The organism is Desulfoferrobacter suflitae (assembly GCF_022603395.1).
In the GTDB taxonomy this organism is placed as follows: domain Bacteria; phylum Desulfobacterota; class Syntrophobacteria; order Syntrophobacterales; family Syntrophobacteraceae; genus Desulfoferrobacter; species Desulfoferrobacter suflitae.
Map to the genome: position 1 here is coordinate 35,330 of NZ_JAIBKA010000006.1, position 14,106 is coordinate 49,435.

General features: G+C 55.0%; 12 protein-coding genes and 1 other RNA gene. 9 read left to right on the forward strand and 4 right to left on the reverse strand.

Annotated features, from left to right (window positions below; genetic code table 11):
- Positions 1 to 4: 4 nt before the first annotated feature.
- Positions 5 to 817, reverse strand: a complete 813-nt coding sequence (locus K1V27_RS11515) for a carbon-nitrogen hydrolase family protein (RefSeq protein WP_258930148.1) — start codon at positions 815 to 817, stop codon at positions 5 to 7.
- Between the two features lie 58 nt (positions 818 to 875).
- A complete protein-coding gene (locus K1V27_RS11520) occupies positions 876 to 1,655 on the reverse strand; it encodes an endonuclease/exonuclease/phosphatase family protein (RefSeq protein WP_258930149.1) in 780 nt (259 codons plus the stop codon).
- A gap of 409 nt (positions 1,656 to 2,064) precedes the next feature.
- On the opposite strand from K1V27_RS11520, the gene qrcA reads away from it, so the two are divergent.
- The 6 genes from qrcA to K1V27_RS11550 all read left to right on the forward strand — a co-directional run bounded on the left by qrcA (position 2,065) and on the right by K1V27_RS11550 (position 8,764).
- Positions 2,065 to 2,625 carry a menaquinone reductase multiheme cytochrome c subunit QrcA gene (gene qrcA / locus K1V27_RS11525; RefSeq protein ID WP_258930150.1) on the forward strand — a complete coding sequence of 187 codons (561 nt, stop codon included), beginning with the start codon at positions 2,065 to 2,067 and terminating at the stop codon, positions 2,623 to 2,625.
- Between the two features lie 67 nt (positions 2,626 to 2,692).
- The gene (locus tag K1V27_RS11530; RefSeq protein ID WP_258930151.1) at positions 2,693 to 5,104 is read left to right on the forward strand and encodes a molybdopterin-containing oxidoreductase family protein; all 2,412 of its coding nucleotides are present in this window, start codon (positions 2,693 to 2,695) and stop codon (positions 5,102 to 5,104) included.
- Between the two features lie 54 nt (positions 5,105 to 5,158).
- Positions 5,159 to 5,869, forward strand: a complete 711-nt coding sequence (locus K1V27_RS11535; protein WP_353740569.1) for a 4Fe-4S dicluster domain-containing protein — start codon at positions 5,159 to 5,161, stop codon at positions 5,867 to 5,869.
- Between the two features lie 96 nt (positions 5,870 to 5,965).
- Complete coding sequence (gene qrcD / locus K1V27_RS11540) at positions 5,966 to 7,210, forward strand: menaquinone reductase integral membrane subunit QrcD (RefSeq protein ID WP_258930153.1); 1,245 nt, start codon at positions 5,966 to 5,968, stop codon at positions 7,208 to 7,210.
- 315 nt (positions 7,211 to 7,525) lie between these two features.
- Complete coding sequence (locus K1V27_RS11545; RefSeq protein ID WP_258930154.1) at positions 7,526 to 8,305, forward strand: hypothetical protein; 780 nt, start codon at positions 7,526 to 7,528, stop codon at positions 8,303 to 8,305.
- Between the two features lie 30 nt (positions 8,306 to 8,335).
- Complete coding sequence (locus tag K1V27_RS11550) at positions 8,336 to 8,764, forward strand: hypothetical protein (RefSeq protein ID WP_258930155.1); 429 nt, start codon at positions 8,336 to 8,338, stop codon at positions 8,762 to 8,764.
- A 2-nt stretch (positions 8,765 to 8,766) separates the two neighbouring features.
- Here K1V27_RS11550 and nadB read toward each other — a convergent pair whose 3' ends face one another.
- The gene (nadB, locus tag K1V27_RS11555) at positions 8,767 to 10,452 is read right to left on the reverse strand and encodes an L-aspartate oxidase (protein WP_258930156.1); all 1,686 of its coding nucleotides are present in this window, start codon (positions 10,450 to 10,452) and stop codon (positions 8,767 to 8,769) included.
- Between the two features lie 186 nt (positions 10,453 to 10,638).
- Here nadB and K1V27_RS11560 point away from each other — a divergent pair, with 186 nt between their 5' ends.
- The 3 genes from K1V27_RS11560 (at position 10,639) to ffs (ending at position 12,477) form a co-directional block, all read left to right on the forward strand.
- A complete protein-coding gene (locus tag K1V27_RS11560; RefSeq protein WP_258930157.1) occupies positions 10,639 to 11,301 on the forward strand; it encodes an HAD family hydrolase in 663 nt (220 codons plus the stop codon).
- A gap of 7 nt (positions 11,302 to 11,308) precedes the next feature.
- Positions 11,309 to 12,124 carry a TraB/GumN family protein gene (locus K1V27_RS11565; RefSeq protein ID WP_258930158.1) on the forward strand — a complete coding sequence of 272 codons (816 nt, stop codon included), beginning with the start codon at positions 11,309 to 11,311 and terminating at the stop codon, positions 12,122 to 12,124.
- A 95-nt stretch (positions 12,125 to 12,219) separates the two neighbouring features.
- An RNA gene (gene ffs / locus K1V27_RS11570) (signal recognition particle sRNA large type) lies at positions 12,220 to 12,477 on the forward strand.
- A 140-nt stretch (positions 12,478 to 12,617) separates the two neighbouring features.
- On the opposite strand, the gene K1V27_RS11575 is transcribed toward ffs, so the two are convergent.
- Positions 12,618 to 14,102, reverse strand: coding sequence for a sigma-54-dependent transcriptional regulator (locus K1V27_RS11575; RefSeq protein WP_258930159.1), 1,485 nt, complete (start codon positions 14,100 to 14,102; stop codon positions 12,618 to 12,620).
- Between the last annotated feature and the right edge of the window lie 4 nt (positions 14,103 to 14,106).

Genomic DNA, 14,106 nt, shown 5'->3' on the forward strand with positions numbered 1-14,106 from the left:
GCCTTCAATTTCTTTGAAAACCGAGCCGACTCCAAAACTCTCTGCGAAACTGCCGCGCACTGCTCAAGCTAATCTCAGCGATGTGGATCTGCTCCAGTTCGCTCAATTCCGTCTGCACCCACTCGTCCACATGGTCAAGGCTGCGGAACCACCGGTTGAAATCATGCCGGTCCAGAAGCTTCGGCGGGTGGAGAGCAAAACTATGTCCCCCGTGTTGATGGATACGTCGTCCTTGCACCAGGGCATTATAGTCCGCCGTATTGACACCGACGATCGGCATGAAATTGTCGAACGCCCTGACCAGTGCCGCCCGCTTCCAGTGACCGCGAAGAACGGGGAAGAGGCTGATGTTGAAGATGATGTCGGCGTTCTGGTCGGTGAGCTGTCGAGCGGCCTCCGGCTGCCCCCAGAGGTCGATGCAAACGGGCATTCCAATCTTGCCGAAATCTGTCGGGAAAGCGCGAAACACGCCGTCACCCGGTGAAATACCCAACCGATCCCTTTCCATAACGCCAATGTTCCTCTTGCGCTGTCTTCCCAAAATGCGCCCCTTTCGATCAAACAGCGTAGCGGTGTTATACAGTTTGTCCCCTTCTGCCTCCACCAGCCCGGCAATAATGTAGGTGCCGTATTGCCGCGCTGCGGCTGCCAGCTCGGAATCTCCCTGATAGGGAAAATATTCCGGGTAGCAGACAACATCCAGCTGCTCGCCTCTGCATTTTTCCAGCATGATCAAAGCGTGAGCAAGATTTCTGGGATCATCGAAGGTCGGGTAAGGTTTGGGCTGAATCATCGCAACCCTGATAACATCCTTCATACGTACTCCCTCATATTGACTCCCTCGGAGGTTGACCTCGATGACGCTCGTTCACTGCTCAAACGGGCTCCCGGCGCCACTCCAGTTCAACCATATAGGGGTAGTGATCGGACGGATATCCGGCTTGGAACCGGTCACGCACGATAGTCGCCCGGCACACGCGGAACTGCTCGCTCACCATGATCCAATCCAGCCGGCCCCTTTGGGGAATGCCCGCAAAACCATGATGCGTCATGCTCGCCTGGTCCTCGGGTCTGCCCAGGGCCTGCCAGGTGTCACGCAGCCCCGTCCGGCGCGAACCCAGCAAGTCGTGTACCGGTGATCCGGGAACGGCGTTGAAGTCGCCCATGAGCACCACAGGTTCTGTTTTCTGCGCCACCCAGTGCGCTATGATTTTCGCCTGTTCGCGCCGCGCCGCCGCGCCCATGTGATCAAGATGTGTGACTACCGCCCAGAATGGCCTGTTGGCGTCAAGGTCCTGCAACAAGGAATAGCTCATCATACGCGGAAAGGCGCTGTCCCAATTTTTGCTCCGATGTTGCCGCGGAGTCTTGGAAAGCCAAAATTCTCCAGCGGACAGCAGCCCGCACTTAGCGACACGATAGAACAGAGTCGGATATTGACAGGTGGCATCGAAAATTCGTTCGGGAGCACTGATCAAATAATCCGGCAGGTTATCCTGCAAATAGGAAAGCTGCTTGCGCGTCCCTTCCTGCGTGCCCAGAACGCAGGGAGCATATTTTCGGATCACCTCAACAACAAGACCTCTGCGGTTAGACCAACTGTTTTTGCCGTCTTTGTCATTTTCAAAGCGCAAATTGAAAGTCATTATTCGCATTTTTTCAAGCTCCACCAACAAATTCCTGCCGGCTCCCGAAGCCTCTCTCCTACCGTCCCACTTTACAGAATCGAGCTGGTGCGCGATGCTTCCGGCAGTTCTTGACCCAGTTATTTAACGACAAGCGTTGCCCTTTAGCAACCGGGGAATGACTACCCATAAATTATACCCGTCACCTCACCCAACCACTGGAAGACGAAGGGCACCGCTGGCCTGCGCCGTAACCCCAAAAACCGGCCGTAATTCCGCATTTTTTCTTGACAAACGCGCGCTGAAGCGAGTAAAAGGGGGCGTTTCCTTTGTGAAAAAATGTTTTTGCTATGGCTCCTTTGATGCCAGGTCCGACGCCTACGAATCAATACCTTGCTGAACACTCAAACACATTGATTGTAATAGCCGAGGCTGCCTTATGAAAGAAGAGAAAAGAAGCACATCCGGCCGGACGATGTTGGGAGGACTGTTTTTCATTGCCGGTTTAATCGTGGCCTTAATTGTGGGTTGGGTCGTCTTTCCCAAGGTCCTTTACTCGCAAAAGACTCAGCCCATGAACTTCAGTCACGCAGCACATGAGGACAGTGCTTGTGAGGATTGCCACTATTTTCTGCCGGACGGCTCTTACTCCGGAACCCCTGGCATCGAAAACTGCCGGCAGTGCCATGAAGAACCCATGACGGATTCAGAACAAGAGCGCATTCTGGTGGAAGAATACATTCAGAAGGACCGCGAGATTCCCTGGCTGGTTTATGGGTGGCAACCGGACAACGTTTATTTCAGCCATGCGCCGCACCAGGCCGCCGAACTGGAGTGCGTGCAGTGTCATCGCGATGTCACGGCGGATGAAGAGAAGCTCCCGATTTTATATGAAAACAGGTGGACAGGTTACAGCAAATCAACAATGAAAATGGTCGAATGCGAAAAGTGCCATGCTGAGCGGGGCGCAAGCAATGCCTGCCAGACGTGTCACAAATAGCGGCCGCGTTTTCTGATGGATATCCCTGGCTTGGGACATTAGCTGCCTTACTGAGAGGGTTAATGGCATGAAATTTGGTCGTAGAGCATTTCTACAATTTGCTGCGGGCGCGGTGGGGGGCACCCTCCTGTCTCCATTGCCGTGGAAACTGGCAGACGATTCTGCTATTTGGAGCCAGAACTGGTCCTGGCGGCCATCCCCTGAAAGAGGCTTGGTCAGCAAAGTGCCGAGCACTTGCCTCTTTTGCGACGGCGGTTGTGGAATCCAGGTGCACCTGGTGAACAAGAAAAACGCCATTTACATCGAAGGAAATGCCGCCAATCCCGTCAACCAGGGCGGCGTATGCCCTTTGGCGGCATCCGGATGCCAGTTTCTCTACGCACCCTACCGGGTCTCACAACCGCTGAAGCAAACCAAGGCACGTGGCGATGCCAGCGGCTTTCAGCCGATCAGTTGGGAACAGGCTATCGGTGAGGTCGGCGCGGCACTCGGTAAAATGCGGACGAGCGGCAATTCCCAGGGACTTGCCGGCATCAGCGGTCGCCCCCGGAGCAGTATGTTCCATTTGTGGCGGCAATTCTTCTCCGCCTACGGTTCACCCAACCTGTTTCAAATGCCGAGCCATGCGGACAGTCTTGAACTGGCCTGCATGCTCACACTGGGGCACGAGGCGACTCCCGCATTTGCCCTGGAGCGGGCCAGCTATGTGTTGAGCTTTGGTGCCAACCTGCTCGAAGGCTGGGGCGCCCCCGCCCGCATGCAATCGGTCTTCGGACAGTGGAGGCAGGAACGGGCGGGAATCGCCCAACCCAAGATTGTGCAGATCGAACCGCGCCTTTCCCTGACCGCGACCAAGGCGGATGAATGGATCGCCGTAAAGCCGGGCACGCAATGTGCCCTGGCTCTGGGCATAGCCCATGTGATGATTAAGAACCATCTGTACGATGACTTTTTCATGACCAGCCAGGTGGTTGGCTTTGAAGACTGGATCGATGCCGGCGGAAACACCAGGCAGGGATTCAAGAGTCTGGTCATGCAGAACTATGCGCCCGCTCAGGTCGCTGAATGGACGGGCGTGGCGGCGGCAAGAATTGAAGAAATTGCAGGACAGTTTGCAGCCCAGGAATACGCGGTCGCCATTTGGGGCGAAGACGGCGGGAAAACCCCCGACAATATCTATTCGGATCTCAGCTTCCTGGCTTTGAATTTGCTCAAGGGCAACATGCAGCCGGGCGGTATGGTTTCCCTGGTACCTCCGGTTCCCCTGGAAGTCCTTCCCGAAGTCCAGATGGACCAATGGGCTTATCGAGGGTTGCAGCAACCCAGGCTGGATTTGACTCAAACCAGACAGCTGCCGCTGCCGGGGAATGGGCTGTATGCTTTCCTGGATACAATCAATCGCGGGGGATCCCCTTATTCTGTTGAGATGTTGATGATTTATGAAGCCAATCCAGTGTACAGCCTGGCTGAAAACCGTCTCATCAAGGAAGCTCTGGGAAAAATCAGCAGCGTCGTCACCTTCACCTCCTACATGGACGAAACCGCGCTGCAGGCCGACCTTATTCTGCCCAATCACATGGCTCTTGAGCGCTACGATGACGTGATCGGTCTGCCGGGCGTTCCGTACGCATATTATGCGGTGTCCAGGCCTGTTCTGCCACCCCGCCTGCAAACCAAACACACGGGGGACGTAATCCTGGCACTGGCGGCAACGATTGGAGGAACCGTCAAAGGTTCCCTGCCGTGGAAAAATTTCGAAGCGTTTTTGCAGAGTCGCGTCAAAGGGCTTGCCGCGGCAGGAACCGGCGCCCTTGCCGGCAAGCCCGGTGTGCAACCCTGGGCGCTGCAATCCGGGCAGGCGCCCAAGAGCAACTACAAGAACCCCAAAGACCTGTGGAACAAATTGACGTCCGGGCTGTGCTGGTACGGCCCCCCCGTTGATGCGCTGCAGCAGATCAACACCGCATCGGGCAAATATGAGCTGGCTTGCGTCTCGCTGCAAAACAGGGGCGTCAATGTGGAGGACGCCGCCGTCTACCTCCCCCATTTTGCCCCCCTCACACCCTCTGGCGACGCACAGGCTTTTCCCCTGCTCATGATGGGGTACCGCCGTCTCAATATTTCCAGTGAGTACTTGGCCAATCCACCCTTCATGACCAAGACCCTGTGGGACTTTTTGCTCAAGGGCAATGACCTGTTCGTGGAGATTCATCCGGAAACCGCCAAGTCTTTGGGACTGAAGCAGGGTGATCGAGCCACTCTGACGACTCCTGAAGGGGAAGTTAAAGTGCGTATTCGCATTTTTGCGGGTGCACACCCTGGCACCGTTTGTGTGGTGCATGGGCTGGGACATACGGCCTACGATGAATACATCCAAGATAAAGGGATCAATATAAACGATATCATTGAAGTGCAAATGGATCCCATCACCGGCATGGGAACGGTTTGGGCAACCCGCGCCCAATTGGCTCGCGCTTAAGGGGGGTAATCTGTGAGTGACAATGGACATACGCAAAGCGGTGTTCTCTATGGAATGGCGATCGATTTGGACAAGTGCACCGGGTGCATGGCCTGTAGTGTAGCGTGCCAGGCAGAGAACAACATATCATTCCGCCCCGATGAGTCCAATAAGCTTCGGTCGATCACCTGGATGGAAGTGTACTACCTGGACAATGGTGCCGAGCACCCGGACTACCGGTTCAGCTATTTGCCGCGACCCTGCATGCACTGCAATGCACCTCATCATTCACCCTGCACCTTCGTCTGTCCGGTCAATGCCACGGTGCGAGATGAAGCAACAGGCATTGTCGGGCACATATACCCGCGCTGTATCGGCTGCCGCTACTGCATGGTGGCTTGTCCTTACCATGCGAGGGATTTCAACTGGTGGGACCCGGCCTGGCCCGAGCCCATGGAGCAGATGCTCAGCCCAAAAGTCAGTACCAGGATGCGCGGGGTAGTGGAAAAATGCAGTTTTTGCAGCCATCGGCTGAACGCTGCACGTTCCAAAGCTTATCTGGACGGCCTTGAAATGAGTGAAGTGACCTACACGCCGGCTTGTGTTGAAGCCTGCCCGAGCCAAGCCATTGCCTTTGGCAATCTCTTGGATGAGCACAGTGAAGTGGCCAGGTTGGCCAAAAGTGAACGCGCTTTCCGCTTGCTCAGCAAGCTCAACACGGAACCCAAGGTCTACTATCTCAGCCGTCACCCATGGCTGCATAATCTGGCCAATGCAAGCCTGTAAGCGGGATGAAGTGGATAAATTTGCGGTCCGAGAGCTAGTATAGCAACCCGCCCGGAGGGCGCTGACCTGAGACTTTCAATACATGAGGGGATGCGGATGGATAAGGCATTGATTCCTGATGGAGTTAAGCGTAGCCCATTTCCGGTTTTCGCAGGATGGTTACTGGTGCTGTTCGCTGTAATCGGCTGGGGTGTCTACGCAGGGATCGTAGTCCTCCTGAAGGCTTTGAACGTTACTGGACTGAACGATTACTTCGGATTTGGATTCTACATCACCATCGACCTGGCTATAATCGCTCTGGGGGCTGGTGCGTTCTTTTCCGGTTTCCTGTTTTATGGGATGTCACGCTTCTTTCCGGCCTTAAAAGAGCTCTACAAGATCATCAATCTCGCCGTAGTGGTCGGTTTTGTCTGTTATACAGGCGCCCTGGCCGTTTTGTTGCTGGAAATCGGTCAGCCTCTGCGCGGCTGGTTTGGATACTGGCATGCTAATGTGCATTCCATGCTCACCGAAGTGATCTTTTGTATTTCCTGTTATGCCATTGTGCTGGTCATTGAGTTCGTGCCGCTCATCCTGGAAAACCGCAAACTGGATGCCATCAAGCCTTTGCATCTGTTCGGTCATTCACTGCACGAAATTATGGCGATTTTTGCCTTGACCGGGACTTTTCTCAGTTTTTTTCACCAGGGATCCCTGGGTGGAGTCGCCGGCGTTCTGTTCGGCAGACCGTTCGCCTACCGAACCGGTTTCTTTATCTGGCCGTGGACTTTCTTCCTGTTTATTCTGTCCGCCGTCGCCTCCGGCCCTGCCTTCACCGCCCTGATCTGCCGAACCATTGAAAAGGCCGGCAGGAAGCAACTGGTAGACCGCAGCGTGTACGATCTCATCGCTAAAATCGTGGCCGCCTTTCTCTCAATCTACATGGTCTTGAAAATCGCCGACACCCTCTATTGGGCGCTCGATTTGGCCCCAAGCTTCGGCTTTAAATTGACCGACTTTTACCGCGAGCCTTACGGAATTTGGTTGCTTGTCGTTGAATTGATCGTGTGCGGAATCATTCCCGCCATAATGTTGCTCATTCCCCAAGCCAGGGCACGCAACGGACTGCTCTTTACCGCCTTTGCCCTCACCTGCATCGGCGTCGTGATCAACCGTTTTGTCATGACCGTACAAGCTCTCGCCGTCCCGGTCATGCCGTTTGACAGCTGGCAGGTCTACATCCCCACCATGTACGAGTATGCCCCGGGTATCGCCATGCTGGCCTATTGCGCCCTGGTGATCTCGCTGGCCTACCGCTACTTGCCGCTGTTCCCGCGAGAAAAGGAATTGAACCCGCACTAGCCCATCGCGGGTTTGTCACTACCCGGCCGAGCGACAAACCGTGTCATGTCTGCTGGATCCATCGAGCGCCTTATGGGATGGCATCATCACTTCCTGTAGGGCGCTGGTTTTTTTCTCGGGGATGCCGCCCCGTCACTGAAAAATATCGGCAGCGATGCTTTGAAAAGCCGGCCGGACCGGTTAATATATTTTCGCCAACGGCGGCAGCCGCAAGGCATGTAGGAGGAAAGTGTTTTCGTTTGACACTCTCCGGGCCGGGTGTTAGCCTGGAGACATTCCACAAGTTAACTATTTGCAGCGATTGAATCGAGAGCCATGTCACAGAAAGTGCGCCTACTGGATCTTTTCGAGGGTAAACGTTACCAGAAAATTGTTTTGACGATTGCCGTGCTGGCATTCCTTGTGCTGGAGTTGCTGATTTATCTGGCCGCCGCCAGCCAGGCCGGACAGAAGACGCGTGTCGTGGTAACCGACCACAACGGCGCGATCAAATACGAGACCGCGGGGACCTCCTTAACCAGCTATGAGCGGATGACCTTCGAAAATACCTTTGGTCCCCTGGAAAATTACCAGATCCAGATTCAAACCGACTCACAACCGTTCCCTTTCCGGGCCTGGTTGTCGGCAGCGGTCGGTATTCCCGTCGGCCTGGTGCTGCTCGTCTCCTTTGTGGTCAAAGTGTACCTCAACCTCCTCTACGGCGAAGAGAAGGACAAACCCCAGAGCGATTCCGAATCTGCAACGACCAATCGGTTTGGATCCCTGTTCCATCTCTTCAATGGGTTTTCCATTTTTCATGTTGGCTTTTTTCTGGTGGTCGCTGTGCTGCTCCTGTGGATGGTGCCAAACTTTTTGGGGGACTTTCTCAAAATCAGCATCGTGACCATCCGAGAATTCAAATGGTTTTTTTTGGGAGCTTCCCTGTTCATTGCGTTCCTGGTGACCTGGGTCATTTTTCTGCGCTACAAGCTATCGAAGAAAATGCTGGAAAATCAACTTGATATCGAAAAATTTCGGGTCGAAAAACAGCTGCTCATACAGGCCGAATCGCCTCCGCTGCTGCCCGGCTCCATCAATGAAGCTCAAGAGCAATGAGCCCCAGAGCTTTTCTCAAGGTAGGATAGCATGTTGTTGAATCGTTTGTTCAGACGAAAGCAAAAAGTGGTAGAAGAGGAAAGCCGTGAGACAGATATTAATCAGGGCATTTACTACCTGTATATGATCATCATCCTGCAGGTCTTCTTTGTTCTGGCGCTGGTCGGAATCATCATGGCCATCGGCAAGGTACTGGCGACACCCATGTGGGTCTTTCTGGCTGCGCTGATGATGGGGATCGGCGGATGCGTCTACATTTATCGCAAGGCCCGCAGGCAGTTTCAGAGATTACGCGAGGCCATCAGTAAGGTCGATCTTTCCGATCGCAACTATGAGATAAGCTTCATGGGAGGAGTCCTCACCATGCGCGTGGAACAGAATCCGCGTCGCCTGTTGGAAGCTCCGCCCGCGGCACCGATCATGGATGCGGAAACGTTGGAGTCACAGCCGACCCGATAGTTTTAGAGTGCGACGCAGAGGACCTTTTTCCAATCCAGCGCCGCATAGAGGAAATCCTCAGCCTGATATTGCAGGATCGTGTCATGCCGGCAATTGAGGTCATCTTTGGCGGGATGATCCAGGTTGTAGTGCAACCCTCTGCTCTCCTTGCGCCGTATCGCACAGCGAATGATCAACTCGGCCACCAGCGCCAGGTTCTGCAACTCGACCAGGTCGTTGTTGACCCTGATATACGGCATGTGCTCTTTGATCTCGTGGCGTATCTGTTCCATGTGATTTCTTGCCAGAGCCAGCCTTTTGTCGGTTCTTACGATTCCCACATAATTCCACATCAGACGGCGGATGATATCCCAGTTATGGGCAATGAGCACCATTTCGCTCTGCGCGTTGTTGCCGTTTGGCACTGCTGAACTGGACCACCTGGGAACCTCGGGAACGCGCTGCTTGCGCCATTGTTCCAGATGTTGAGTGCAATGGAGCGCCGCCTCGTGAGCGAACACCATCGCTTCCAGAAGAGAGTTGCTTGCCAGCCTGTTGGCTCCATGGAGGCCGGTGCAGGCGCACTCGCCAATGGCGTAGAGGCGCTTCAAAGAGGTCTGGCCGTGCCGATCGGTGACGACTCCGCCGCACATATAATGGGCCGCCGGCACCACCGGGATGGGGTCCTTGGTGATGTCAATACCGAAGGAGAGGCATTTCTGGTAGATATTTGGGAAGCGATTCTTGACAAATTCTGCATCAAGATGGGTGATATCCAAAAAAACGCAGTCATCTCCAGATTTTTTCATCTCCGTATCGATGGCTCGAGCGACCACATCGCGGAACGCCAGATCTTTGAGCGGATGGTATTCTTCCATGAAAGCTCTGCCGCGCCTGTCGATGAGGCGGCCGCCCTCGCCCCTTACCGCCTCAGAGATCAAAAAGTTTTTTGCCTGAGGATGGTACAGACAGGTGGGATGAAACTGCACAAACTCAAGGTTGGCCAGCTTGGCGCCGGCCCTGTAGGCGATGGCAACGCCGTCGCCTGTGGCCACGTCGGGGTTACTGGTATAAAGATAAATCTTGCCCGTCCCACCGGTGCAGAGGAGTACGGCGCTTGCCAGGAAATTGTGGATTTCGCCGCCGGCACTGTCCAGAATATAGGCCCCGCGACAGGTGCTCTCCTGCCCGACGGCGATGGATCCGGCGCGGATCGAATGCTCCTCGACGATTAAATCCAGCGCCAGCCAGTTTTCATAGATCTGGATATTGGTATTGGCTTCGGCTGCCGCCACCAGAGCTTTCTCCACCGCCTGTCCGGTCATGTCCTGAGCGTGAATGATGCGATTGCGGCTGTGGCCTCCCTCACGCCCCAGATCAAACGGCGCACCTCCGGTTGAATTGGGATTGAATTGAACGCCCAACTCGATCAATTCACGAATTCGATCCGGCCCTGAGCGCACAACGTTTTCCACCACGTCCGGATGGCACAGTCCATCGCCCGCATTGAGCGTGTCCTGCAGGTGAAGTTGGAAGGAATCGTCCGGACCCAGCACCGAGGCAATTCCTCCCTGGGCGTAATTGGTGCTGGTCTCCAGCCGATCCTTTTTGGTCACTACCGCAACCGTCCCATGTCTTGCCGCCTTGAGAGCGAAGCTCAGGCCGGCAATGCCGCTGCCAATCACAAGAAAATCACATGCATAATCCATTGGGGGCTCTCTTATATTTTTCCATCAGTTCGGTTACAATTGGCCACGCAAATTTGCTCGGACGATTTCCCGCAGGGCTTCTCCGCCTGCTTGACACTGGTCAGCCTATTCTATAAGTAGGGCTTTGTAAAGTTTGACGATTAGTCTATCACATGGGAACCGCGAACCGACAGACAATGGATTGCCATGGACAACGTTCGAAGTCTTTCAAACATTGCGCACAACTCGACACATTTCAACACCATCAAAGTAGTGGTATTCGATTGTGACGGAGTTTTGTTCGATTCCAAGGAAGCCAACATACGCTTCTACAGTCATGTGATGCAACAGGTCGGTCATCATGGCATTCGGCCGGAGCAACGCGAATACATTCATATGCATCCGGTGCGTCAATCATTGCTTTACCTGCTGGGGCCCGGTCCCCGCTATGAAGAGGCCGTCAGGTATTGCCGGACCATAGATTTCAGTCAGTTCAACGAATATATGCAGTGCGAACCCGGCCTCATAGAAACCCTCGAGTTTGTCAAGAAGTCATACCGGGTTGCGCTGGCGACCAATCGGACGGTCTCTACCCGAGACATACTCGCTCACTTCGGCCTGGACCATTATTTTGATCTGGTTGTCTCAGCTTCCGATGTGTGCCACCCGAAGCCCCACCCCGAGAGCATGGAAAGAATATTCAGGGAGTTTTCGGCCTCATCGGAAGAAATTTTGTACGTCGGCGACTCCGCCGTCGATGAAGCGTTCGCCGCAGCGACCGGTGTATTTTTTGTCGCCTATAAGAACTCTAAACTCCGGGCACACCTGCATATCAGTCATTTCAAGGAATTGTTGGCGGTACTCTCGTAGGGAACGTATGGACCATCGGCCACCACCCATCCTGTTCGTGGGCACGGTCCACAGTGATCCCCGGGGCTGCAGGAAATCTCTGGCCGTGCTCGAGCGGGTGCGGCCGGACTTGATCCTGGTCGAATTAAGCCCATACGGCTACAGATACCGCCAAACGAAGCGTCGACAGCTGCATGGAACTTTTCGCCGCAACCTCAAAAAAGCAGCACAAAGGCATGGTATTTCCCCGGCACAGGCCCTGAAGCATCCACAAATCGTCCTGGTTCACAACCAAATATCAATGCCCTTTGAATACCGGGCGGCCGCACGTTATTCCAGACAGCGCAACGTCCCATTGGCCCTGGTGGATTCTTCGGATTTCAGCCGGGAGCGCATTGCCGGGTGGGATGAGCTGCTTTCCCCGGGCAACCTGGAAACTCTGCTCAGCCTGCCTGCCGAGCGCACTTCCACAACCGCACTGTACGAGCTTGCCGGGAAAGCCATAAGCGCCTCCAGCGAACCTGCCTGCCGGTTTCCCGCAGCCGGCCGTGTGCACGGGGCGGAGGAAGCGTGGGCCGCACGCGAACGCTACCTGGCTGCCGCAATACGCCACAAGGTGGCGCAGTTCCACCCCAGGCAACCTCTCTACCTGGGCGGTTGGTGGCATCTCACCCGCGGGACGGCGATACCCACGCTGCGCGACCTCCTCGAACTTGAATCCTTTCAATGTGTTTTGCTGCAACAAGCCACTGCCCGGCACGGACGAGGGCATAGCATCCACGAACAGGCCCTGATTAGAGTGCCGCACAGCAGAGCACAATACAGCGGACTTGCAGGAGTGTAGGTGGGCCGCTCGGTTGTGTGGCGCCGTACTAAGCGGTTGTCAGTGGCACCATAATGTGTTACAAAGCCAATGATTTTTGCGACCCTCAGCCTTGGTCGTGCTAGATGGGGAGTTAGCGGTGCCTTGTAACCCGAAATCCGCTTAGCGGGGTTGAAGGCCCTTTTGAGGGCTTGTGTTGGGCTGGCCGTTGCTAACTCTGGTACCGATTGGACACCGCGCAACAGGCGGATCCGAACCCCGTCAGGTCCGGAAGGAAGCAGCGGTAAGGATTGCGGTCTGTGTCGTGGTTCACTCTAATCAGGCGCCAGAGGGTGGGTGGTCAAGTTTCAGCCGGTTCGAAAAAGGGTGCACGGCCAAGGATCTTTCCCTGGATACCATATCAATAGACCGACCCAACTCGCAGATCATACCCTGTTGTATACGGCCGGAGCTGCGGCCCGCCTCTTTGCCGTCAGCGGTCGTCTCCGGATGCCGGCCGCGTGCGTCAGACGGATCAGGAAAGCGGCAGGTCGGAATATTCCTCTCCCAGCACATAGCGGCACGCACGGCCTTTGCCAATGCGCGTGAGCAGACCGAAATCCACCATTTCGTTCAGTTCCCGCAAGGCCTGGCGCTCGGAAATGTCATTCAGCTGCGAATAGTATTTGTTCGTTATGAAGCCGTGATTTTTCAAAAAATCAAATGCTCTCAGCTGGCGTGGCTTCAACCCCCATTGCGGCAGCCGCTCACCGGGATCGAGCTCGGGCAGGCGGTCCCGTCCCGGCGGCGTTTGTGCCCCCTCGGAAGAGACCGGCCGAACGGTCTGACCCGGCTCTCGCACCTCGGAGGGAAGATCGGAGACTAGAATCTGTTCCCCGGTACAGAGAATGACGGCCCGCTCGATGACATTTTCCAGCTCACGGATGTTCCCGGGCCAGTGATAATCCAGCAGCCGCCGCATTGCTTCAGGATGCATGGTGAGTGGCCCACGGCCGCTTTCCCGGCCATACTTGCTCAAAAAATGATTCACCAGCGGCGGAATGTCATCGGTTCGCTCGCGCAGAGCAGGAATCTGGATATGAACCACATTGAGACGGTAAAACAGGTCGGAGCGGAACCGCCCGGCGGCAACTTCATGCTTTAGATTGCGGTTGGACGCGGCCACAACGCGCACATCCACCTTCATGGTCTGGCTGCTGCCCACCCGCTCGAATTCCATTTCCTGCAGCACGCGCAGCAGTTTTACCTGCAACGGAGGAGACATCTCACTGATCTCATCGAGGAACAAGGTTCCCTCGTGAGCCATTTCAAAGCGTCCCTTACGCTGATTCAGCGCCCCGCTGAACGCCCCTTTCTCATGCCCGAACAACTCACTTTCCAGGAGGTTTTCCGGCAAGGCTCCACAATTCACTGAAATGAACGGAAGATCCTGCCGAGTGCTGTTGAAGTGGATGGCCCTGGCAATCAGCTCCTTACCCGTCCCCGACTCTCCCGTAATCAGCACCGTGGCTTTGCTTGGCGCCACTTTTTCTATCAATTGGAAAATGCGCTCCATGGCGGCGCTTTTTCCGATAATGTTGCTGAACTGGTAACGTCCGTGAAGTTCCTTGGTCAGATAGCGATTCTGCTGAACCAGGCGGTGATGGTCGACCGCTTTGCGCACCGTGAACTTGAACTGTTCATTCTCAAATGGCTTGAAAATGTAATCGAAGGCACCCTTTTTCATGGCGTCCAGAGCTTTTTCCTGGGTGCCGTAGGCGGTCATCATGATTACTGGAACATCCGGCTTCCGCACGTGGATGGATTCAAACAGGGCAATTCCGTCCATGCCCGGCATTTTCATATCGGTGATCACCGCATCCACTTCATGCTCCTCGGCAATCTCCAGCCCCTTCTGCGCCGAATCCGCAGTCAACACCTGGTAGCCTTCCTCCAAGAGCAGATCCTCGAGGACCAAAAGGTAGTTTTTTTCATCGTCAACAATGAGAATCGTTTCCATAGTG